We start from the raw sequence: 21735 nt of genomic DNA, 5'->3' as shown, positions 1-21735 counted from the left end.
GCTCACATTCCTCACCGGCCTCGATCCGGCAAACCGGTGCAACGATCAGGAGCGCTCCTCAGAGGTCGCCGAAGGCCGAGCGGAGCAGGCCCTGCTGAGCGGCAACGGGACTCTCGATCGGACGAGGTGTCGGCCTGTCCTCGGCGATAAGGCCGTCGAGATGCAGGATGCGAGCGTGTAGCCGGCGGGAGCGCTCGACGAGATCCCGGAGCTGCTCGGGAAGCAAAGCGAAGCCGTCGCCCTCCTCCACCATTCGCGTCTCCGACGCAGTCAACTTCACGCGGCGCTTCTCTTCCTGGGCCTGACTGTGCGTGATCTCGCCCTCGGCCACCGCACGCTGCACGAGAAGCCAGGAGGCGATCTGCATCAGCCGCGTGGTCAGGCGCATGCTCTCGCCGGCATAGGCCAACGTCGCCTCCCGTGAGGCGCCCCGCGACTCGTCGCGGCCGTTGCCGTCGAGATAGGCTGCGGTCTCCTCGACGAGGGTCATGCCGTCGCGAAACAAGGTCTTGAAGCTCTCAGAGGCGACGTAGGTCTCCCCGAAGCTCACCCAGTCGTTCTCGTCGCGAAACATGACATCTAAGCCGGTCATCGTGCCTCCTGCGGCCCATCCAGGGGGAGTCGCTCGAACGAGCGAATCCGCGGGCTGACGAGACGAACCTAGCGCATTGCGCAGCCGTCGCATCGTTTACCGAGGCTTAACGTTAATACGGCGCGGCTGTGCCGCAATGCCTCCCCGGACAAGGGCGATCGCGTGAGGCGGAAGGCCCAAGAAAAAAAGCCGCCCCAAGGGACGGCTATCACGAAGTCGAAAAGAGAGGCATCAAACAGAGTGGACAGGACCCACTCGACATCCAGCAGGCTGGACATGTGGTGATCATCGTCTGGAAAGGTTAATCAATCGTTTCAGCGTGCCTGTCCGCTTCGTTTCCCGGTCTTGTCATCCTGACTGGCCACCGCACTATGAGATACGGGGCCGCCCTGGTCCCGGCAGCGGCACCGGAGATGGCGTGGACAAGAGCGAGAAGCAGAAGATGCTAGCCGGCGAACTCTACCGGCCCAGCGACCCCGAGATTCAGGCGGACATCGCAGCCAACAAGGAATGGATGGCCCGCTACAACGCGGCCTCAGCGGCTCCGCCCGCGGAACGCCGCGCATTGCTCGTCAAACGCCTCGCCCATGTCGGTGCACACGCGGTGATCCGGCCGCCGTTCTTCTGCGATTACGGCTTTAACATCAGCATCGGCGCCAATGCGTTCATGAACTTCAACTGCGTGATTCTCGACGTCTGCTCGGTCAGCATCGGCGATGGCACCCAAATCGGCCCCGCCGTGCAGATCTATGCAGCGGATCATCCGCGTGATCCCGAGCCGCGCCGGGCGGGGCTGGAGTTTGGTCGCCCGGTCGTGATCGGACGTAACGTCTGGATCGGCGGCGGTGCCATCATCGTACCGGGCGTCACCGTAGGTGACGACGCGGTGATCGGCGCGGGCTCGGTGGTGACGCGGGACGTTGCCCCCGGAACGATTGTTGCCGGCAATCCAGCGAGGCTGCTCAGGAAGCAGAGCCAGGACTAGATTGCACTCCCGCGAATTGACTCGGAGAAGGCCATCCGCCATAAGCCCGCGCCAAGTGATGCGGCGCCCTCGTGGGCGCTCTTTGCGCTTGCCGACACATCGTTAATGGACGGACCTGTCCTCAGCGCGCCTAGGCGCCGCTTGGACCGCCGTCCCGTCGCCCGGAGTTCACGTCATGAAGAGAACCTATCAGCCGAGCAAGCTCGTCCGGAAGCGCCGTCACGGCTTCCGTGCGCGCATGGCGACCGCTGGCGGCCGTAAGGTCATCGCTGCCCGCCGCGCCCACGGCCGCAAGAAGCTCTCCGCCTAAGACGGCGCATCGCGCGTACCGGTCCAACAGGGCCGGACGCCGGAGACCGGCGCCCGTGCCAAGCATCAAACGCCTGAGGCGGCGACCGGACTTCCTAGCCGCCGCATCCGGCCGACGTTTTCACACCGAGCGCATGACCGCGCAGGGACGACTGCGCGAGCCTGACGAGATGCGTGACGGCGCCCCCGCCGAGGGGATCCATCTCGGCTTCACCATCACCAAGCGGGTTGGCCACGCCACCGAGCGCAACCGTATCCGGCGGCGCCTGCGCGGGGCAATCGCCGCGCTCGGTGATGATGCTCCCATTTCTCCGGCCGATGTCGTGCTCGTCGCGCGCCGCCCTGCCCTCTCGATACCCTTCGAGACGCTCGTCGATGACCTGCGCCGGGCGCTCAAGGTCGTGACCAAGCCGCGCGGCGCGAAGGACACGCCCCACACGCGGAGTGACGGCCCCGGCGTCGCGGCCCCTGGCGCTCGCGTGCGATCGGGGGCACATGTCGCCCGCCGGACGAGTCCCGGCGAGGCGAAGCCCGATACAGCTTCAAGAACACAGACCGCTAACGGATCGACCGATGGGTAACGACAAGACGAACATGTTCGTCGCGATCGCCTTGTCTTTGGCGGTGCTGCTCGGCTGGAACTACTTCGTCGCCGCTCCGATGAACGAGCGTCAGAAGCAGGCCGCCGCTCAGAATCAGGCTGCTCAGGCTCCCGGCAGCGCGCCCGTCGCGACGCCGAGCCCGCAGGAAGGCGGCCCGTCGGCACCGGCTGCCGGCACTATACCAGGGGCGGCTCAGGCGCCGGCCCCACGCGAGGAGGCGGTGGCTCGCTCGGCGCGCCTGCGCATCGACACCCCTGCCCTGTTCGGCTCGGTTGCGCTCAAGGGCGGGCGCATCGACGACGTGCTGCTGAAGAACTACCACGAGACCGTCAGTGACGAGAGCCCGCGCATCGTGCTGCTGTCGCCGGCCGGCAGCCAGAACCCGTATTATGCGGAGTTCGGCTGGGTGAGTTCCGATGCCGGCAAGCTGCCGAACGCAGACACGGTCTGGAAGGCCGATGCCGAAGTCCTTTCCCCTGGCAAGCCGGTGACGCTGAGCTGGGACAACGGTGAGGGCCTGACCTTCAAGCGCATTCTCGCCGTCGACGACAAGTTCATGTTTACGGTGCGCGATGAGGTCGACAACACTGGTTCGAAGGCCGTCACGCTCTACCCGTACAGCCTGGTGTCGCGCTGGGGTAAGCCGCAGACCCAGGGTTACTACGTGCTGCACGAGGGCCTGATCGGCGCCCTCGGCGCGGACGGCCTGCAGGAATACACCTACGACAAGATCGGCAAGGAGCCGTCCTTCGGCGGCCCGAACACCCGCGGCAAGTCGTGGGATGGCGTGACCGGCGGCTTCGTCGGCATCACGGACAAGTACTGGGCCGCCGCCGTCATCCCCGACCAGGACAAGCCTTTCAACGGCGCCTTTACCGAGCGCAGCGAAGGCGCTGCCAAGGTCTACCAGACCAGCGTGCGGGGTGAGGCCGTGACGGTCGCGCCGGGCACCTCCTCCTCCGCGACGCAGCGCCTGTTCGCAGGCGCCAAGGAGGTCAACCAGATCAATGGCTATCAGAAGGATCTCGGCATCAAGCAGTTCGATCTGATGATCGACTGGGGCTGGTTCTGGTTCCTGACCAAGCCGATGTTCAAGGCGCTGGACTTCTTCTTCCATCTCCTTGGCAATTTCGGTGTCGCGATCCTGCTCGTTACGCTGATCCTGAAGATCTTCTTCCTGCCGATCGCCAACCGCTCCTACGTCTCCATGGCCAAGATGAAGGCCGTGCAGCCCGAGATGACCTCCATCCGGGAGCGGTACAAAGACGATAAGATGAAGCAACAGCAGGCCATGATGGAGCTGTACAAGAAGGAGAAGATCAATCCGGTTGCCGGCTGCTGGCCGGTGCTGATCCAGATCCCGGTCTTCTTCGCGCTCTACAAGGTCCTGTTCATTACCATCGAGATGCGGCACGCACCGTTCTTCGGCTGGATTCAGGACCTTGCGGCGCCGGATCCGACCAGCCTTCTGAACCTATTCGGTCTGTTGCCGTTCGCAGCGCCTGACTTCATCCATCTCGGTGTCTGGCCGCTGATCATGGGTGTGACGATGTTCATCCAGATGAAGATGAACCCTGCGCCGCCGGACCCGGTCCAGGCGCAGATCTTCACCTTCATGCCGATCATCTTCACCTTCATGCTCGGCTCGTTCCCGGCCGGCTTGGTGATCTACTGGGCCTGGAACAATACCCTCTCGGTGCTCCAGCAATACGTCATCATGCGCCGCAACGGCGTGAAGGTGGAATTGTGGGACAACCTCAAGGGCACGTTCAGCAAGAAACCGCCCGAAAAGGGTGCCGCAGCCAAGGGCTGATGGATAAGAACTGACGTGAGCAACACCGATACGGAACAGGCCGGCCTCATCGAGGCCGGCCGCCTGCTTTTTGCTGGCAGCGCCGACTTCTTCGCGGCCGCGCCCTCGCTGGGCGTGCTGCCGCCGATGGACGGCGTCGAGATCGCCTTCGCCGGCCGCTCGAATGTCGGCAAATCGAGCCTGATCAACGCTCTGACCGGACGCAATACGCTGGCACGCACCTCGCACACGCCTGGCCGCACCCAGCAGCTCAACTTCTTCAAGATCGCCGAGCGCCTGACCCTCGTCGACATGCCGGGCTATGGCTACGCGGCGGTGGAGAAGGCCAAGGTCGAGGCGTGGACCGAGTTGATTCACGCCTACCTGAAGGGCCGGGCCAACCTCGCCCGTGTCTTCATGCTGATCGACTCGCGCCACGGCCTAAAGAGCATCGACACCGACGTGCTCGACGGCCTCGACAAGGCTGCGGTGTCCTACCAGATCGTGCTGACCAAGGGTGACGCGCTGAAGAAGAGCGAGATGGAAGCACGCATCGCAGGAATTCAGGCGGCCATCGCGAAACGGCCGGCTGCCTATCCGGAGGTGCTGCTCACTTCGAGCCGGGATGACCGCGGTGTAGCGGAGTTGCGTGCAAGCGTCGCGCGCTTGCTCGCTGAACGCGGTGCCTGAGCCGATACGATCGGCCGGTATGTTGTCGATCATCGGAAGCGCTGCAAGCACTGCGTCGTACAGGCACCGAGGGTTCGGAGCCTTCGGCGTGCAGAATCTCAACAGTGCGGCCGCCAAGATGGGTCAGGTCGGAACGGCGATCACCGCCATCGCCAGTTCAATCGACCTATTCGCCCTCGTCATGACGATCGAGACAGGGTGCTCGGGCGACGCGGGCTGCGCTTCGTCCTCGCCGCAGCCGTAGCGAAGGCCCCATCCGACGATGTGCGGCATTTCCTCTGCAGCGCGGGGGCGGCATAGCCGCGACTGTTCAGGTAGGGCATGTGCCGCTGCGGAGATGTCCATGACCGTGATCGATCGTATCCTGCTGGCGCTTGCGGCCTTGGCCGGCCTGCTTGGTGTGGCCGCGAGCGCGGCGGCCGCGCACAGAGATGGTGGCGAGACGCTGAAAACGTCCGCGCAGTTCCTGCTTTTCCACGCGCCACTCATCGTCGGCCTCGTCGCGCTGGCCGGCTCCGGCGCAACGCACGGCCGGCTCACGCGGCTCGCGGGCGCCGCCATACTCGCAGGCCTCGCGCTGTTTTCCGGCGATCTCGCGATGCGTGCACTCTCCGGCGCACCGCTCTTTCCGATGGCCGCGCCGGCAGGTGGATTCGTGCTGATGGCCGGCTGGCTTCTGATCGTGGCCGCGGCGCTCGTCCCGGCGCGAGACTGATGGGAGAGCTCGAATCGCACCGGATTCGTCGGTACTTAACTCGCATCATCCACGATCTCGAACGATCGGGAACGGAGTTCACGCGATCGCGTGTCATCCCAGATGCAGCGGGCCTTACGCACGTCTGACGGCAGCGGACCGGCGCTCGGCCTCGACAGAAAGGCTCGCAAGCGGGCGGTGCGCTACGGCTACGCGCCGAATGCCGACGATCCTATTGAGATCGGGCGCTTCAAGGTCTTCCGAACGGACAACTTCCCCCTCTGCGGCACCTCGAATGCGTCGGGCGCGAAGCGCAAGATATTGGCTTGATCCGCTTGGCCTTCATTTTACGAGCGCCGGCAGCGGCGGCGCGACGCCTGGGGGCAGCGCCGTGCGGGCCATGTTCAAGGTCATCGCAAGCAGCGTGTAGTAGCCGTTGATCCCGGCGAGATCGATCGCGCCCTGCTCCCCGAATTTCTGGACGACACGCGCATAGGTCGTGTCGCTCACGGCCTTGTTGCGGTGGATTTCGGTAGCGAAGGCGTAAACGAGCGCCTCGTCCTCGCCCATCGCGTCGGGCCGCCTTCCCTCTTTCACCGCCTCCACAATCGCAGCATCGAGCCCGGCCTTGAGCGCGATCGGCTCGTGGATCTGCCATTCCAGCTGCTGGCTCCACTCGCGCGCCGTCAGTAGGATCGTGAATTCGCTGAGCTTGAGCGAGATCACACTGTTGTAGCGCAGGTAGAGCCCCATGTTGCTCGCATTGAGCATCAGTTGAGGGCTGCGCAGCAGGGGCACGAAGGGACCGAAGACCGGCACCTTCCGCGCAGCGAGAAACTCCTCCGAGGCCTTCTTCTGGGCCTCTGTCTGCTTGTCGGCCGGAATCTCGGGCAGGCGATCCTGCGCGGAAGCGGTCGCCGTCATGAGCAGTCCGAGAGCGAGAGTGAGAACCAAACGCATGGACGTGTTTCCCCTTTTCCTCAGCTCGGCATGACCGGCGGGTGATAGTCCAGCGTGAAGGCAAGCGCCCATAACAGGAACAGCACGACGGGCAGGTGGAAGATCAGCTGCAGGAAGCTAAACCCGACGATGTCTCGCGCTTTCAATCCGAGGATGCCCAGCAGTGGCAGCATGAAGAACGGGTTGATCAGATTCGGCAGCGCTTCGGCCGCGTTATAGACCTGCACCGCCCATCCGAGATGCACCTTCAACTCGTTCGCTGCCTGCATCACGTAGGGCGCCTCGAGCAGCCACTTGCCCCCGCCCGACGGGATGAAGAAGCCGAGCACGGCCGAGTACACGCCCATCGCCAGTGGGAAGCTCCCTTGCGTGTTCAGGGCCACGAAGGTGTGCGCGATGACGTCTGAAAGGCTGTGGCTAGCGGCATTCTTGGCGCCGGTGAGGATCGCTGCGATGGCTGCGTAGAAGGGGAACTGGATCAGGATGCCCGCGGTCGCCGGCACGGCCTTGCCGAGGGACAGCAGGAAGCGCTTCGGCCGCCAGTGCAGCACGAAGCCGAGGAGCAGGAACAGGAAGTTGTAGGTGTTGAGGTTGGAGATCGCGACGATCCAGTTCTGACGCGCGAATTCCTGGATCAGCCAACCGGCGGCTAGGAAGCCGATGATGATGGTGAGCAGCGGCGCGTGTTCCAGCCACTCGCCGGGTTGCCGAGGGCCGCTGATCTCCTCCTCTTCCCGCTTGGGATCGATGCCGAGATCCTGTGCGGTGACGGCGCTGTCGCGACCCGGCGCCGAGGCCAGTGCGATCACCGTAGACATGATGACCAACATGGCGGCGATCACCATGGACTGCCAAAGGAAGATCGTCTCGCTGAACGGGATCACGCCGGTAATCGGCAGCAGGCTCGGCGGCAGGCTTTTCGGATTGGCCTGAAGCTGTGCGGCCGAAGAGGACAGCCCCATCGCCCAGGTTGCCCCAAGGCCGAGATAGGCGGCGGCGCCGGCGGCGCGGTAATCCATGCGCAGGTCCTCGCGCCGTGCCAGCGCGCGGGTGAGCAAGCCGCCGAAGATCAGGCTCAGGCCCCAGCTCAGCAGCGAGGACAGCATCGTCGCGATGGCGACGAGGCCGACCGCGCCGCGGCCGGTCTTCGGCACCAGGGCGAGCCGGTCGATCAGGGCCTGGACTGGCGGCGAGGTGGCGACGACGTAGCCACCGATGGTTACGAAGACCATCTGCATCGTGAAGGGGATCAGGCTCCAGAAGCCATCACCGAAGCTCTTGGTCACGCTCTGGACCGGCGCGCCGTTCAGGAGCGCCGCGCCCGCGACGATGACCACGGCGACGGCGACGAACACGAAGGCATCGGGAAACCACTTCTCTGCCCAATCGGTGAACCTGAGGGCGAGACGCGCCAGCGACCCCTCCCCGGCCGTCGATCCCGATGCCCGCTGATTGTGCTCGGCCATTCACGCGCTCCCTTTTACCGGCATAGGCGCCGAAACTGCGCCAAGGCTCAAGCGGCCAAGCCTGTCACCGCGCGCGAACCTGCAGGAAGTCCACCGCCTTCGCCGCACTGAGGCCGAACACGGCGGCCGTCAGCGCGCCGCCATAGACCGCGCCTGTATCGAGATTGGTCCGGAAGGCACGCACATCCGGCTGCCCCCTGGAGAGCGGCGTATGGCCGTGCACGACGTGGCGGCCGTAGTCGCGCTCCTCCGAAAGGAACGGCTCCCGAATCCAGAGGCGGGCATCCTCATCCGGATCCGGCACCTCCGCCTCGGGCCGGAAGCCGGCATGGACGTACCAGCGCTGCGTATCCTGGTGGAGGGTCGGCAGCGCCTCGATCCAGTCGAGCACGTCGCCGGGCAGATACTCCGGCCCGTCGACGTCGAACGAATGCAGCGTGTCGCAGCCTCCGTTCCGCAGCCAGAGATCCAGTGCGCCGCGCTCGTGCAGGGTCTTCAGGAGCATCGCCTCGTGGTTGCCCATGAGACAGGTGACGCCGCCCTCATCGCGCCACTGAAGCCTGCGCAGGGTCTCGATCACCCGAGCGCTGTCAGCACCGCGATCGATATAATCGCCAAGAAAGACCAGCCGCCGCGGCCTTCCGGCCGCATGGGCTTCGATCTTGTCCAGTAGAGCGTCGAGCAGATCGGCGCAGCCGTGAATGTCGCCGACGGCGTAGGTGAGCGTATCGGCGTCCATGGCACAGTTGTCGGGGGAATTGCGCGCCGGAGCAAGACGTGCGTGGATCTGGATCGCGCCGCGTTCGGATAGGTACTTTTCGCGGCGAGATCTGTGGCTCAGGCCGCTGTTTGACCTGACCACCAATCCCTTAGACCGAGCCGGATACCGATCGACGGCGGCGGAGACTTGATCGGGATCGGATATTGGCTGGCCCGCCAATCCGTCGACCAAAAGGTTTGGCCTTTGCCGGCAATCACGGCAAGTCCGACCTGCAGATGTGACAGCTTTGACGGGATTTGCGCTGCAAGCCAGACTCGTTGCCAGGCTCCACGATAAGCAAGGTCTGCATCTCGGTGACCGAGCCGATGATAGGTATCTCCGATTTTTATAAATCCGAAGAGCCTGCTTCCGTCGAAGTTGGAAGGAATCCAGACCCACGTGGAAAAGACGTTGATCTCACCAGGCATAAAAGCTGGCGCAGCGACCCGTGATCCGAACGACGATAGCCCAGTCTGTGTTTTGCGGGATGTGTGTCTCAGGATCTTGTCAGCGGCTTGGATGGGAAAAGACTGCTGATCCGATGAACGTGTCTGCTGTGAGACCCCGGTCACAAGACTGAGCGCGTTCTCGCAGAGCGTAACCCAGGGCTCTAGATCGATATCCATTCCCCCTTGGTAGGGGGAGAACCGGCTGACATACCCGACCATGATGCCCGGCGAATGCCAGTGCACCATCCCAATCTTCTCTGGAATTGGCGCAACTTCCACCCGCATGACATTGCCGGGCCCATATCGTCGAATGGCATGTGCCAAGCTGAGAAACTCGTCGAACGATTCCTCAGGCCGCCCTTTCCGAACGAAGATTTTATCACCAGAAGCCAAGCTTTGCCGAAACTTGTTTTTCAGGTGAGCAACCTTTTGGTATTCGCTTTTTAGCAAATCTTCTGGATCGATTTCTCCGATTTTTTTGGAAGTACGATAAGAAAAACCATGCTTTCTGCTGGCGCAACAGTAGAACGGCTCGCCCTCATAGATCTCGAGATCATCGGCCGCTCCATACGTTTCCAGGTTATATGATAGAGCTGAAACTATTTCATTAACATCGCTCATTGTGAACCGGAACAAACTCGTCGGCTCACATCCGCAGTACCTTTGAACAATGCCGAATTCGCAGTTGTCGCCCAAGCTTTGAAACTGCGTCATGAGACGCGATATTGACGAACCGCCCTGATCGGCGCTTGCGATTTCGTGCATGTGTCCGATGGCCGTGATGACAGCTTGAGTCGACGCATTAGCCCAAGCAGACCGGACTGGCTACGTCGCGGCGCGCGCCAGCCGGCTCAGCCCGCCCATCGACCACGGCGCAGCAGCGAGGCGATTGACCTTAAGCAGCGGCCGAGCGTTCGGCGGACGCTCTCGGCTCGGCCGGCGAGCGAGCGCGCCCTGCGATCCCGAGCCTCGTCCTCCGCACTGTCGCGCGCATCGATGGTAGCGAAGTCGTGCGCGCGCTCCATCAATTCGACTGCCGCCGCTGCAGGACGTTCGATCGTCCAGCGCAGCAGGTAGTCACCGCCCTTCACGTACTGCGTCGTGCTAGGGACATAGTAGAACGCCGCGTTCCCGTTGAGCCGATCGATCACTGGGAAGTTGGCGTTGATTTTCTCCCAGTAGTTCAGGGCAATGATCCGCCGCCCCGGCGCCGAGAAGAGCGAGGTGTGCAAGGCAGAGCCGGCGATGCCCATAATCGTTCGCCGGCGCGCCAAAAGCGCGACCTGATCGGGAAAGCTGAGTTCCTCGGGGAACACGATCTCGACGCCACGGCGTTTGAGCTCTTCAACCAACGCTTCCTCGTCGGCAGGCTTGTGCATGGAGCCGGCCGACAGCTTGAGCTTCGACAGGAAGATCGGCCGGTCCTCGGTATCGACCTCGTCGTCCCGCCAAAATGGTCGCCCGACATGCCGGCACAGGGTCGCGTATTCCTGGTGGGCTCGGCCGTGGCGAAAGCAGGGTTCGGGCACCACAAGGTTCGGAATCCTGTGCGGCGCGTCGTGGCAGACGAGGTCGTCGATCTCGAGGCCGAACCGGGCGAGGATCAGCGAGATGAAGCCGTGAACGCGCCACTGATTGAGCCCCGATGGCCCGTGGTACAGCAGTTTCGGGCGCTCGCCGTGCCATGTCACGAGAGGCCACAGCCGTGCGATGACGTCGGTCACGAAGTGCCCGAAATGCGCGCTCATCGGACCCAGATAGAGATGGGTCCGTTCGTCCGTCGCGGGAAGCCGTTCGCCGAAGGCGGCTTCATCGAGGCCTCCTCCGGCGTTGGCATTCGCCCCGCCAATCTCACGGCCGCCGTCATAGACGCCCCAATGACCAGGGCCGCCTAGGGGGACATAGATGGCATCCGTGACGCGGCGGATGCCGGGTTGCCCACCGATCACCTCGACCGTTCCATCTGTCGCGCGGCAGCGCCGGATAACCGGCTGGCCCCTCGATGCCGAGCGAAGCGGCGTCATCACACTCCCCGATACGCGCACAGGCGTCGATGCGTTCGGACTCGGTCGCCGGCCTCGAATGAGATGCTTAGTGGCCGCATCGCGCGACGGGAAGATAAGCGAAGGGCGCATCGGGATCGTTCCGATGCGCCCTTCGTATCAGTTCAGCGTCGCGCCGGCCGGTCTGTGCGGCGTGCCGACGGTAACGTCGCCGATCATGAGTCCGAGCGGTCCGAGCCGCACCGGCACTGCCTCACCGTCATGGATCTGCCCCGAGAGCAGCAGTTCGGCGAGCGGATCCTGCACGTTCTTCTGGATCACGCGCTTGAGCGGCCGCGCCCCGTAGGCTGGGTCGTAGCCCTTGTCGGCGAGCCAGCCTTCCGCCTCCTCGTCGAGGTCCAGCGTGATCTTGCGCTCGTCGAGCAGCTTCTGGAGCCGGGCGAGCTGGATCTTGACGATGGCCCCCATCTCCGACCGCGCGAGGCGGTGGAACAGGATGATCTCGTCGATCCGGTTCAGGAATTCCGGCCGGAAGTGACTGCGCACGACGCCCATCACCTCATCGCGCACCGCGTCCGTATCCTGGCCCGCGGGCTGGTTGACCAGATACTCGGAGCCGAGATTCGAGGTCATGATCAGCAGCGTGTTGCGGAAATCGACCGTGCGCCCCTGTCCGTCGGTCAGCCGGCCGTCGTCGAGCACCTGGAGCAGGACGTTGAACACGTCCGGATGCGCTTTCTCGACCTCGTCGAACAGCACGACCTGGTAGGGCCGGCGCCGCACGGCTTCCGTCAGCGCCCCGCCCTCTTCGTAGCCGACATAGCCGGGAGGTGCGCCGATGAGCCGGGCGACCGCGTGCTTCTCCATGTACTCGGACATGTCGATGCGCACGAGCGCCGTGTCGTCGTCGAACAGGAAGCCGGCAAGCGCCTTGGTCAGCTCGGTCTTGCCGACACCGGTCGGACCGAGGAACATGAACGAGCCGATCGGCCGGTTCGGGTCCTGCAGGCCGGCACGGGCGCGGCGCACGGCCGTCGAGACGGCTTCCACCGCCTCACGCTGACCGACGACGCGGTTGCCCAGCGCCTGCTCCATGGCGAGCAGTTTTTCGCGCTCGCCCTCGAGCATCTTGTCGACAGGCACGCCCGTCCAGCGCGAGACGACGGCTGCAATATGAGCTGGCGTCACCGCCTCCTCGACCATGCCGTCGCGCGCCACGGCGCTCTCCGCGGCAGCCTCGATCTCGGCGAGCTGCTTCTCAAGACCGGGGATCACGCCATAGGCCAGCTCGCCCGCGCGCTGGTACTGGCCCTGGCGCTGGGCGTTCGCGAGTTCGGTCCGCGCCTCGTCGAGCTTCTTCTTCAGCTCCGCGGCCGCGCCGAGCTTGTCCTTCTCGGCCTTCCAGCGCGCCGTGATCGCGGCGGACTGCTCTTCGAGATCACCGAGTTCCTTCTCCAACCGCTGCAGCCGATCACGCGAGGCGGAATCGGTCTCTTTCTTGAGCGCCTCGCCCTCGATCTTCAGCCGCACGATCTCGCGGTCGATGTTGTCGAGCTCTTCCGGCTTCGAATCGACCTGCATGCGCAGCCGCGAGCCGGCCTCGTCGACGAGGTCGATGGCTTTGTCGGGGAGGAAGCGGTCGGTGATGTAGCGGTTCGACAGCGTCGCAGCCGCGACCAGGGCGGAATCCTGGATGCGCACGCCGTGATGCTGTTCGTACTTTTCCTTGATACCGCGCAGGATCGAGACCGTGTCTTCGACGGTCGGCTCGGACACGAAGACTGGCTGGAAGCGACGGGCGAGCGCCGCGTCTTTCTCGACATGCTTGCGATACTCGTCGAGCGTGGTCGCGCCGACGCAGTGCAGCTCACCGCGGGCGAGTGCGGGCTTCAGCAGGTTCGACGCGTCCATGGCGCCGTCGGCCTTTCCGGCGCCAACGAGCGTATGCATCTCGTCGATGAACAGGATGACCTGACCGGCCGCCGACTGCACCTCGGAGAGCACGCCTTTCAGCCGCTCTTCGAACTCGCCGCGATATTTCGCGCCGGCGATCAGCGCGCCGAGATCGAGAGAGAGCAGGCTCTTCTCCTTGAGGCTCTCCGGCACGTCTCCGTTGACGATGCGCAGCGCCAATCCTTCGACGATGGCGGTTTTGCCGACGCCGGGCTCGCCTATGAGGACGGGATTGTTCTTGGTCCGCCGGGACAGCACCTGGATCGTGCGCCGGATCTCCTCGTCACGGCCGATCACCGGGTCGAGCTTGCCCTCTCGGGCTTCCGCGGTGAGGTCGCGGGCGTATTTCTTGAGCGCGTCGTAGGCATTCTCGGCGCTCGCGTTGTCGGCCGTGCGGCCCTTGCGCAGGGCGTTGATCGCGGCGTTCAGCGAAGCCGCGGTGACGCCGGCGGCTGCCAGGATCCTGCCAGCCTCGGTGTCCTTCTCGACGGCGAAGGCGAGCAGGAGCCGTTCTACCGTGACGTAGCTGTCGCCGGCCTTCTCGGCTGCCTTCTCGGCTGTGTCGAACAGGCGCACGAGATCGCGCGTCGCCTGGGGCTGCGCGGCGGAACTGCCGGAGACCTTCGGCTGCTTGGCAAGCCACTGCTCGACCTGCGCCAGCGCGACCCGCGACTGGCCGCCGGCCCGGTCGATGAGACCGGCGCAGAGCCCTTCCGGATCGTCGAGCAGCACCTTGAGGAGGTGCCCCGGTGCAAGCTGGGGATGGCCCTCGCGCGTCGCGAGAGACTGCGCGGCCTGAACGAAGCCGCGGGCGCGTTCCGTGTATTTTTCGAAGTTCATGCGTCGTTGCCCTTTCCCGGATCGAACGCCCTGCCCGGTCTATCGGCACAGCCCGTTCGATGCGACATCCCGCGGGGTCTGCCCCGCCGGGATACCGGCGCTCCAAAGCCGCCGGCCTAGCTGATTTGGTGTTGTAATTTCGCGACACAAGAGGCTCAGAGCCGATGCGTTGCGATGGTGCGGTCCCTTGCGTGACAGGCGCGGCAAGGCTAGCCGAAACCCATGACCTCACACCCAGCGATCCGCGTCGAGCAGCTCTACCGCTACCCCGTCAAAGGCCTGTCGCCGGAACGGGTTGCTGAGGCGAGCTTGGAAACCAGCGGCTATTTCCCTGGCGACCGCCTCTACGCCATCGAGAACGGCCCTTCAGGCTTCGACGAGGTGACCCCGCGACACCTGCCCAAGGTCGTCTACCTCGTGCTGATGCGCAACGAGGCGCTGGCCCGGCTGCGTACCCGATACGACGACGCCTCGGGCCGTCTCAGCGTCGCGTATGAGGATCGCCCAGCGGTCTCATGCGACCTCGCGAGCCGTGAGGGACGCAACGCACTCGCCGGCTTCATGAAGGCTTATCTGCCGCAGGAGTTACGGGGCGAGCCGAGGGTGCTGAAGTCTTCGCCGGGCTACCGCTTCACGGATTCGCCCACGGGCTACGTCTCGCTCATCAACCTTGCGAGCGTCCGGGCCGTCGAGGACTATGTCGGCGCGCCCGTGGACCCGCTGCGCTTCCGCGGCAACGTCTTCGTCGACGGATTGGAGCCCTGGGCCGAGCTCGACCTCGTTGGACGGATCGTCGAGGCGCCGGGCGGCCTGCGCCTGAAGGTCACCTCGCGAACGGTGCGCTGCGCGGCAACCAACGTCGATCCGCAGACCGGCATTCGCGATCTCCAGATCCCGCGCGTGCTCAGCCAACACCTCGGCCACGCCGATTGCGGCGTCTATGCCGAGGTGATCGCAGGCGGCGCGCTCCGCGAAGGCGACGCGCTCACGCTCGAAGGATGATCGCGCGCTGCGGAATCAGTGCTCGGCCGGCTCCATGACGGAGGCGACTTTGGTGCGGCGCTCGCAGGAGATCTTGAGGTAGCGCCCATCTCCGCCCGGAAGGCCGGCCGCAGCGGCTGAGGCCTGGGCGTGCATCATGCACTCCATGGCCGAGTGGGCCGGCGCGACGATGATGTCGAGGGCGGTGTCGCGTGAGCACTCTACCGAGGAGAGTGTGGTCGCGCAGACAAGGGCGACGGCGAGAAGTTCAGGCATGACGGACCCCGTTTTCGTGTTGCGAAAAGGTCCGCGGAGTTGCTCTGGCGTGTGAGCCACCGCGTGGTCGTTGCCTGGGCGTCCCCTCTTATAGTGTTATCGGGAATGTAAGCAGCGAGCGTGCCAGATTGGTCCTGCTACTTCCGGTTAGGTGTGCTGCGAGTGCTGCATGCCACAGGGATCAATCGCGAGCCTTGAGCCACGCTGGCTCGGGCTCACTGCGCGGCATCAGAGACGCAACGGCATCGAGGTCGACGGCGAAGTTGCGGGTCAGGCGATCCCAGATCTCGGCTTGCGAGGGAGCATTCTGGCCAAGCGCGTTGAGGGCACGCGCCAGAAGACTCGGGCTGGTCAACGTCGGACGAGGCGTGAAGAGATCGTTATCGAGCATGGCCGTGTTCCCGGACGACGGGAACACTATTGGCTCACATGGTTAATTGCGCATTAACCGTGAGCCGCAGTGTGGGCTTACCGGTTAAGCAGTCCAGAGAAGGTCTCGACGTCGCTGGTGATCGCGTCGTCCGTGAAGCGCGGGCACCTGATCGACTCGGCTACCGTCCCCGGTTGAACCACACCACAGGCATCGGCGGGCAAATGGGAAGCGATGCCGATGATCCCCAGGCTGCTCCTAGACAACCGCTTTTCTCGCTGGACAATGCTTCGCAGGCGCGCGCGCCTGCGTTAGAAGCCCGGCCGCGAGAGTCCTCCGCGACGGAGACCCAGGACCGCGATGACCGATCCGCTGCCGAACGTGCATGTGCGCGCCGAAGTCCTGACCCAGGCGCTGCCGCACATGCAGCGCTACGATCAGGAGATCGTGGTCATCAAGTATGGCGGACACGCCATGGGCGACCCGGCCGCGGCCGAGGATTTCGCCGAGGACATCGTTCTCCTCGAGCAATCCGGCGTGAAGCCGATCGTCGTGCACGGCGGCGGCCCTCAGATCGGCAAGATGCTGAACCGGCTCGGCATCGAATCCGAATTCAAGGGCGGCCTGCGCGTTACCGACGAGGCCACCGTCGAGGTGGTCGAGATGGTTCTCGCCGGCTCCATCAACAAGCAGATCGTCGGCTGGATCTCGGCCGAGGGCGGCCGTGCCATCGGCCTTTGCGGCAAGGACGGCAATATGGTGCGCGCCAAGCGGGCGCTGCGCACCATGAAGGATCCTGAGACCAACGCCGAGACCGAGCTCGATCTCGGCCTCGTCGGCGAGCCTGACCATGTCGAGCGCGGCGTGCTCGATGCGGTGCTCAAGGCCGAGTTGATCCCGGTCCTCGCCCCGGTCGCCTACGGGCCGGATGGACGGACCTACAACGTCAACGCCGACACCTTTGCCGGTGCCATCGCCGGAGCGCTCCGGGCGAAGCGCCTGCTGCTGCTCACCGACGTTCCGGGCGTCCTCGACAAGGACAAGAAGCTGATCCCGGAGTTGACCGTTGACCGCTGCCGCGAGTTGATCGCCGACGGCACCATAACGGCGGGCATGATCCCGAAGGTCGAGACCTGCATCTACGCGCTGGAGCAGGGCGTCGAGGCGGTAGTCATCCTCGACGGGAAGGTGGCGCACGCGGCACTGCTGGAGCTATTCACCGATTACGGCGCCGGCACCCTGATCCGTCGAACCTGACCTGGCTCCCCACCGCTAGGTGGCCACCCCGACGGTGTCCGCCATGCGCGCCTCTCGGGCTCCGAGCGGCTTCGGAGCGCCAACCGTCGTATCCTCGGCAGTCTGGTGCTCCGTCTCAGCGTTGAGCTGGGCTCCGAGCAGGACGATGGTGGTCGACAGCCAGATCCAGGTCATGAAGCCGATCGCGGCGCCGAGCGATCCGTAGGTCTGGTTGTACTTGCCGAAATTGGCGACGTACCAGGAAAAGCCCAGCGAACCGGCCAGCCAGAGCAGGGCTGCGATCAGGCTGCCCGGCGTGACCCAACGCCAGCGCGGCGCATCGCGGCTCGGCCCGTAGCGGTAGATCAGCGCGAGGCCACCCACCACTGCGACGAGTAAAGCCGGCCAGCGCAGCAGCGCGAGCCACCACGCATTCTTGCCGAAGCCGAGGGTCTGGAGGGCGACCGGCACTGCCACAACGGCGACCAGAGCCAGGACGATGAACAGCAGCGCGCCAGCCGTGAAGCCCAACGAGACGAGGTTGAGCACGAAGAAGTTCCGTTTCTCACGTTCGTTGTAGACGATGTTGAGCGCGTCGAAGATGTGCTTCATGCCGCTGTTGGCGCTCCATACCGAGAGCACGATGCCGATGATCAGCGAGAAGCCGAGCGTGGCATCACCCTTCTCGTTGAGCCGCTTGACCTGCTCGCCGACGATGTCGAGGGCTCCGGATGGCACGATGCCCTGCAGGGCAGCGAGATTCTCGTTGATGGTGGCGGCGTCGGCCACAAGACCGTAGATCGAGACCAGGGCGGCAATGGCTGGAAAGATCGCGAGCAACGCGAAGAAGGTCACACCTGCCGAGACCAGGGTGAGGCGATTCTCTCCGACGTCGCGATAGGTCCGCATCGCAACATCCTTCCAGCCCTTGGCCGGGATCTCCTTGGGACTGGCGGCGCGGCGGCCGCGATCGGCCTCGGTGCTGGCGACGGCTCGCGCTTCCTCCGGCTCATGCGACGGCGAGGGTCGCTGCGCGATGTCGCCCTCGTCCTGCCGAGGCTGCGATTGGACGGAGCGACGGGGCATTGCAACGAGGCCGATCAGCGCCGCCGCCGTAGCCATCGTCCAAATCGCCGGATAAGCGACCTCCGTGGCTTGCGCCGATGGGATGTCCTGCTTCGTCGTCATCGCGTGTCGCTCTTCGGTCGTGCTGTCCCGCCCGGTTAACTTCTCCCGTGCGATTTGGTTTTGCGGATGCGCGACCAAACCTTCGCAGTCCTCGCATTCAACGCGCCTGCCGGCGGCATTCCAGGCCCACGGCGTTTCCCTTCGCGCCGCAATCGCCTATCTGAGAGGTTGGGCCAACGCGCCCCCTCCTTCGGCTCAGCACGCGGTTCCGCTTGTTCCACCCCGGCGAAAGCCACTTCACCACACGCAAGGCCCGCGACTTCTCGGGGATCGACACCTGGGTGTTCGACCTCGACAACACGCTCTACCCGAGCGATGCCCGGGTCTGGCCGCAGGTTGACGAACGCATCACGCTCTATGTCATGCAGCTCTACGGGCTGGACGGGATCTCGGCGCGGGCGCTTCAGAAGTATTTTTACCACCGCTACGGCACTACGCTGAAGGCGTTGATGGTCGAGGACCGAGTCGACCCGCACGACTTCCTCGACTTCGCCCACGATATCGATCACTCGACGATCAAGCTCGACGAGGCGCTTGGCGCTGCCATCGAGCGCCTGCCTGGCCGCAAGCTGATCCTCACCAACGGCTCGCGTCGCCACGCCGAGCGGGTCGCCGACAAGCTCGGCATCCTCGACCATTTCGAGGACGTGTTCGACATCGCCGCCGCCGATTTCGTGCCGAAGCCCGAGCGCGTGACCTACGAGCGTTTCCTGGACCGCCACGGCGTCGATCCGCAGCGCTCGGCCCTGTTCGAGGACATTTCCCGCAACCTCGTGGTGCCTCACGATCTCGGCATGGCGACGGTGCTCGTGGTGCCGCCCATTCCAGACCCGTTTCGCGAGCGCTTCGAGCAGGAAGCGGTGCAGGAGCCGCATATCGACCACATCACGAGCGACCTCGCGGGTTTCCTTCAGACCTGCGTGTTGGCGGACGCCGCGACGAAGACGGGATGAGCGACCGCTCCCACGAACGCGCGCCGAGCCTCGCCGAGATCGAGGCCATCGCAGAGGAGGCCTTCGCGAGCCTGCCGCACGCCTTCCGTCGGCTGTGTGCGGGGGTACGCATCCAGGTCGATGACTTCCCCGACGACGCAACCCTCGACGAGATGAACTGCGAGAGCGAGTTCGATCTGCTCGGCCTGTTCCGCGGCGTGGGCCTCGCACAATCCGGCGAGACCACCACGGGCCAGATGCCCAACGCCGTCTGGCTCTATCGCCGGCCGCTGCTCGACTACTGGGCCGAGCACGATGAAACACTCGGCCATCTCGTGACGCACGTTCTCATCCACGAGATCGGGCACCATTTCGGCCTGTCGGATGACGACATGGCACGTATCGAGGCGCAGGCGGATGCCTAGCGCGCGGATCTAGCACTAGGTGTCATCCTTCGTGCCAGCAAAGTTAGGCCAAACCTCAAACTCCAGGCAGCTGCTGACTTCGTGACAAGCGGACGTCTGCGGCGGGGGCCAGGACCGGGAATCGTTGCGGCGGCAGCCTGACGAGAGCCGAGCTTGCCGCGCCCGTCGCGAAGCATGCCGCCCGGAAGCTGATGATCAGCGGCTGCCGCGGCTCCCTGCCCACCTCATGCGGTTCATTCCGGGTTCGGGTCCTCGCGCTCGTACGTCGCTACGCGATGGCCGCGACTTCGTTCTCATCAGGCGCCTAGCAAGGACGCAAAGCGTCGGGGTTCACCCCGACGCGCTCAGCCCGGCAGCTTCGGCAACAGGCTTGCCTTCGGGCGACTCGCACGAAATTGGCCTTGCTCGATCGCCACGAAGGCGAGGACCGCGATGGCGAGTGAGGTGAGCCACCAGATCGCAGTGAGGCCGACACCGATGCAGCCGATCGTGAAGGCTGTGGCGAAGGCAGCAATGGCGCCGGGTGCCAGTAGGGAGACCTGACGGCCCGTCCTATGGATCGAGACGTAAAGCGCGAAGGCGGCGGCGAGCGCGCCGACAATGCCGAGTTCGAACCAGAGTTCGAACAGCATCGTCGTCGGTGCATTTATCGGCAATAGGTTCACGAAACGGCCACGCAGGGACGTCTCGAAGCCGTGGCCCGTGATGAGCCGGAGGGGCTCGGAGGTCACCAGCTTCTGCCAGATCTTGAGCGAGATTGAGCTCGGCGCCGTCGACCCGAGGATGAGCGAAGCGATCGGCCGGAGCAGGAAGGGCAGCAGCGGCGCCAGCGCCAGCAGCAGCGCCGCAGCGAGCGCGGTGATCCGCACGCCGAGGTTCTGGCGATAGGTCGTCAGGCCGAAGGTCAGCGCGCCGACACCGAGCGCCAGGAGCGGCGTCAGACCGGGTGCCAACAGGAGGGCGCCGGCGACGAGCAAGGCGGTCGCCAGGGCGCCGGTGTCGCGGCGGCGCGAGCGCAGCCAAGCGACGGCCGGCCACGCCAGGACTGCAAGAAGGACCGCGCCGCGTTCAAGCGCGCCGTCCGCGTCGCCGGCCTCGCGTCTCATCGCGTCCCCGAACAGCCCGATCAGAATCGCGACGATCGCAGCAGCCCCCACGCCGAGCGGCAGGAGATAGAGGTTGGCCGAACGCATTCGGTCCGGTAGCGCGAGATAGCCGGCAAGCGTCAGCCCAAGCGTCGCGATGAGGTTCGCGAGGCGCTCCGTCGCAGGTCCGGGAAAAGGGGTCCAGGCCAGCGACAGCGCCGACCAGCCGATCACCAGCATGCCGGCGGCGAAGGCCGGCGAACGTATGAGGCGGCCGACGCTCGCGCCCGGAGCCCGATTCTTGCGGTCGATCGCGCTGGCAATGATGAGCAGAACGATGGTGATCGGCGCGAGCACGACAGTCGCACGGCGCGAGACCTGGGCCGCGACAGGCACGACTACGAACAGCGTGAAGAAGCCAATGCGGCGCAGGAGGGCTGCCGCATCGAGCGCCGGGTCGGCGGTGGAAGTAGGCGTGCGCGCCATGTTTAGACCAAGCCCGGCGCGGCCAGCGGATGCTGGCACGGTCATGTCCGTCCTAGATAACTCGCCGCCTCGATGCTGTAGGGCTCCTGCAACACCCATACCCCGACGGACACCCGTTCATGACCGCTCAGACGGCGCGCGTTGCCGGCGTCGGTCTGCATGCACGGCGGCTCATGCTGCGGCCGAGATCTGCGACGATCCGCCAGCCGCCCCAGGCAGCCAGGAAACCGAGGAGGCCGGCAACTAGGCCATCCGTCGTCGTCGGCACGGCCGGCTGGTAGTCGCGGTAGGTGGCACGGGCGACCGCCATGTCAGGATTTCGAGCAACCGCGACCGTTCTGCCAAGGGGAGACGCAGCGGAGTCGATTGCCTGTTTCTGCGCGTCGAGGGCCTTGAAACGCTCGACGTCGCCGCGCACCGCCTCACCACGCCGGGCGACGAGGGCGTCTGCGTTCTTGCGCAGGTTCTCGATGGCGCTTTCGCGGGTGTTGCCCGTAGCCTGAGCATCAGCATCCAGCGTCGCGATCTGCCGCCGCAGCTCCTCGATCGCGCCGCCGAGGCGCTGCGCATATTGCTGTGAAAATTCAGGCGCTTGCGCCGCGATGGCGGCTCCGATGAGGCCGAGTGCGAGGCCGAATGTGCGGATGACCCGGAACACGAA

The 21735-nt window shown here is 65.0% G+C and carries 24 protein-coding genes; 12 read left to right on the top strand and 12 right to left on the bottom strand.

Annotated features, from left to right (window positions below):
* Nucleotides 1-58: 58 nt before the first annotated feature.
* Nucleotides 59-592, bottom strand: a complete 534-nt coding sequence (rcdA, locus tag MGN01_RS19620; RefSeq protein ID WP_147048525.1) for a protease adaptor protein RcdA — start codon at nucleotides 590-592, stop codon at nucleotides 59-61.
* A 442-nt stretch (nucleotides 593-1034) separates the two neighbouring features.
* On the opposite strand from rcdA, the gene MGN01_RS19615 reads away from it, so the two are divergent.
* The 8 genes from MGN01_RS19615 (at nucleotide 1035) to MGN01_RS19585 (ending at nucleotide 5994) form a co-directional block, all read left to right on the top strand.
* Nucleotides 1035-1577 carry a sugar O-acetyltransferase gene (locus MGN01_RS19615; protein ID WP_373319217.1) on the top strand — a complete coding sequence of 181 codons (543 nt, stop codon included), beginning with the start codon at nucleotides 1035-1037 and terminating at the stop codon, nucleotides 1575-1577.
* A 175-nt stretch (nucleotides 1578-1752) separates the two neighbouring features.
* On the top strand, nucleotides 1753-1887 hold the full coding sequence (gene rpmH, locus MGN01_RS19610) for a 50S ribosomal protein L34 (protein WP_055947927.1): 135 nt from the start codon (nucleotides 1753-1755) through the stop codon (nucleotides 1885-1887).
* 55 nt (nucleotides 1888-1942) lie between these two features.
* Nucleotides 1943-2467 (top strand): ribonuclease P protein component, encoded by a 525-nt coding sequence (gene rnpA, locus MGN01_RS19605; RefSeq protein WP_147048523.1) that lies wholly within the window; start codon nucleotides 1943-1945, stop codon nucleotides 2465-2467.
* Nucleotides 2460-4301: a membrane protein insertase YidC gene (gene yidC, locus MGN01_RS19600; RefSeq protein ID WP_147048522.1), complete on the top strand. Its 1842-nt coding sequence runs from the start codon at nucleotides 2460-2462 to the stop codon at nucleotides 4299-4301. The genes rnpA and yidC overlap by 8 nt, the downstream gene beginning before the upstream one ends.
* Nucleotides 4302-4316: 15 nt before the next feature.
* Complete coding sequence (yihA, locus tag MGN01_RS19595; RefSeq protein ID WP_147048521.1) at nucleotides 4317-4970, top strand: ribosome biogenesis GTP-binding protein YihA/YsxC; 654 nt, start codon at nucleotides 4317-4319, stop codon at nucleotides 4968-4970.
* A gap of 88 nt (nucleotides 4971-5058) precedes the next feature.
* Nucleotides 5059-5214, top strand: a complete 156-nt coding sequence (locus tag MGN01_RS23720; protein WP_170246075.1) for a hypothetical protein — start codon at nucleotides 5059-5061, stop codon at nucleotides 5212-5214.
* Between the two features lie 99 nt (nucleotides 5215-5313).
* On the top strand, nucleotides 5314-5685 hold the full coding sequence (locus MGN01_RS19590; RefSeq protein WP_147048520.1) for a DUF423 domain-containing protein: 372 nt from the start codon (nucleotides 5314-5316) through the stop codon (nucleotides 5683-5685).
* A gap of 90 nt (nucleotides 5686-5775) precedes the next feature.
* Nucleotides 5776-5994 (top strand): hypothetical protein, encoded by a 219-nt coding sequence (locus MGN01_RS19585; RefSeq protein WP_147048519.1) that lies wholly within the window; start codon nucleotides 5776-5778, stop codon nucleotides 5992-5994.
* A gap of 12 nt (nucleotides 5995-6006) precedes the next feature.
* On the opposite strand, the gene MGN01_RS19580 is transcribed toward MGN01_RS19585, so the two are convergent.
* The 6 genes from MGN01_RS19580 to clpB form a co-directional block, all read right to left on the bottom strand.
* The gene (locus tag MGN01_RS19580) at nucleotides 6007-6624 is read right to left on the bottom strand and encodes a carboxymuconolactone decarboxylase family protein (protein ID WP_147048518.1); all 618 of its coding nucleotides are present in this window, start codon (nucleotides 6622-6624) and stop codon (nucleotides 6007-6009) included.
* A gap of 20 nt (nucleotides 6625-6644) precedes the next feature.
* Nucleotides 6645-8090: a short-chain fatty acid transporter gene (locus tag MGN01_RS19575; RefSeq protein ID WP_147048517.1), complete on the bottom strand. Its 1446-nt coding sequence runs from the start codon at nucleotides 8088-8090 to the stop codon at nucleotides 6645-6647.
* Nucleotides 8091-8154: 64 nt separating this feature from the next.
* Entirely contained in the window at nucleotides 8155-8829 is a 675-nt protein-coding gene (locus MGN01_RS19570) for a metallophosphoesterase family protein (protein ID WP_147048516.1), read from the bottom strand.
* Nucleotides 8830-8927: 98 nt separating this feature from the next.
* Nucleotides 8928-10064, bottom strand: coding sequence for a hypothetical protein (locus MGN01_RS19565; protein WP_147048515.1), 1137 nt, complete (start codon nucleotides 10062-10064; stop codon nucleotides 8928-8930).
* 86 nt (nucleotides 10065-10150) lie between these two features.
* Nucleotides 10151-11323: a glycosyltransferase family 61 protein gene (locus MGN01_RS19560; protein WP_170246074.1), complete on the bottom strand. Its 1173-nt coding sequence runs from the start codon at nucleotides 11321-11323 to the stop codon at nucleotides 10151-10153.
* Between the two features lie 138 nt (nucleotides 11324-11461).
* A complete protein-coding gene (clpB, locus tag MGN01_RS19555) occupies nucleotides 11462-14095 on the bottom strand; it encodes an ATP-dependent chaperone ClpB (RefSeq protein ID WP_147048513.1) in 2634 nt (877 codons plus the stop codon).
* A gap of 222 nt (nucleotides 14096-14317) precedes the next feature.
* Here clpB and MGN01_RS19550 point away from each other — a divergent pair, with 222 nt between their 5' ends.
* Nucleotides 14318-15097 (top strand): MOSC domain-containing protein, encoded by a 780-nt coding sequence (locus MGN01_RS19550; protein WP_147048512.1) that lies wholly within the window; start codon nucleotides 14318-14320, stop codon nucleotides 15095-15097.
* Nucleotides 15098-15112: 15 nt separating this feature from the next.
* On the opposite strand, the gene MGN01_RS19545 is transcribed toward MGN01_RS19550, so the two are convergent.
* Together MGN01_RS19545 and MGN01_RS19540 are read right to left on the bottom strand one after the other, a co-directional pair.
* Nucleotides 15113-15352 (bottom strand): hypothetical protein, encoded by a 240-nt coding sequence (locus MGN01_RS19545; RefSeq protein ID WP_147048511.1) that lies wholly within the window; start codon nucleotides 15350-15352, stop codon nucleotides 15113-15115.
* Between the two features lie 181 nt (nucleotides 15353-15533).
* Nucleotides 15534-15743, bottom strand: coding sequence for a hypothetical protein (locus tag MGN01_RS19540; protein ID WP_147048510.1), 210 nt, complete (start codon nucleotides 15741-15743; stop codon nucleotides 15534-15536).
* Nucleotides 15744-16082: 339 nt separating this feature from the next.
* Between MGN01_RS19540 and argB the strand changes: the two genes are divergently transcribed.
* Complete coding sequence (gene argB / locus MGN01_RS19535) at nucleotides 16083-16979, top strand: acetylglutamate kinase (RefSeq protein WP_147048509.1); 897 nt, start codon at nucleotides 16083-16085, stop codon at nucleotides 16977-16979.
* Between the two features lie 15 nt (nucleotides 16980-16994).
* On the opposite strand, the gene MGN01_RS19530 is transcribed toward argB, so the two are convergent.
* Entirely contained in the window at nucleotides 16995-18146 is a 1152-nt protein-coding gene (locus MGN01_RS19530) for a YihY/virulence factor BrkB family protein (protein WP_147048508.1), read from the bottom strand.
* 212 nt (nucleotides 18147-18358) lie between these two features.
* On the opposite strand from MGN01_RS19530, the gene MGN01_RS19525 reads away from it, so the two are divergent.
* Both MGN01_RS19525 and MGN01_RS19520 read left to right on the top strand, forming a co-directional pair.
* Complete coding sequence (locus MGN01_RS19525) at nucleotides 18359-19099, top strand: pyrimidine 5'-nucleotidase (protein ID WP_147048507.1); 741 nt, start codon at nucleotides 18359-18361, stop codon at nucleotides 19097-19099.
* Complete coding sequence (locus tag MGN01_RS19520; protein WP_147048506.1) at nucleotides 19096-19503, top strand: metallopeptidase family protein; 408 nt, start codon at nucleotides 19096-19098, stop codon at nucleotides 19501-19503. Before MGN01_RS19525 ends, MGN01_RS19520 begins: the two co-directional genes overlap by 4 nt.
* A 344-nt stretch (nucleotides 19504-19847) precedes the next feature.
* On the opposite strand, the gene MGN01_RS19515 is transcribed toward MGN01_RS19520, so the two are convergent.
* Both MGN01_RS19515 and MGN01_RS19510 read right to left on the bottom strand, forming a co-directional pair.
* A complete protein-coding gene (locus MGN01_RS19515) occupies nucleotides 19848-21074 on the bottom strand; it encodes a peptide ABC transporter permease (protein ID WP_147048528.1) in 1227 nt (408 codons plus the stop codon).
* Nucleotides 21075-21201: 127 nt separating this feature from the next.
* On the bottom strand, nucleotides 21202-21732 hold the full coding sequence (locus tag MGN01_RS19510; RefSeq protein WP_147048505.1) for a DUF2937 family protein: 531 nt from the start codon (nucleotides 21730-21732) through the stop codon (nucleotides 21202-21204).
* Nucleotides 21733-21735 lie beyond the last annotated feature (3 nt).

The sequence above is a fragment of the Methylobacterium gnaphalii genome, assembly GCF_007992215.1.
GTDB lineage: Bacteria > Pseudomonadota > Alphaproteobacteria > Rhizobiales > Beijerinckiaceae > Methylobacterium > Methylobacterium gnaphalii.
Note: the sequence above shows the minus strand (reverse complement) of the source record. Positions and strands in the feature narration are given on the sequence as shown.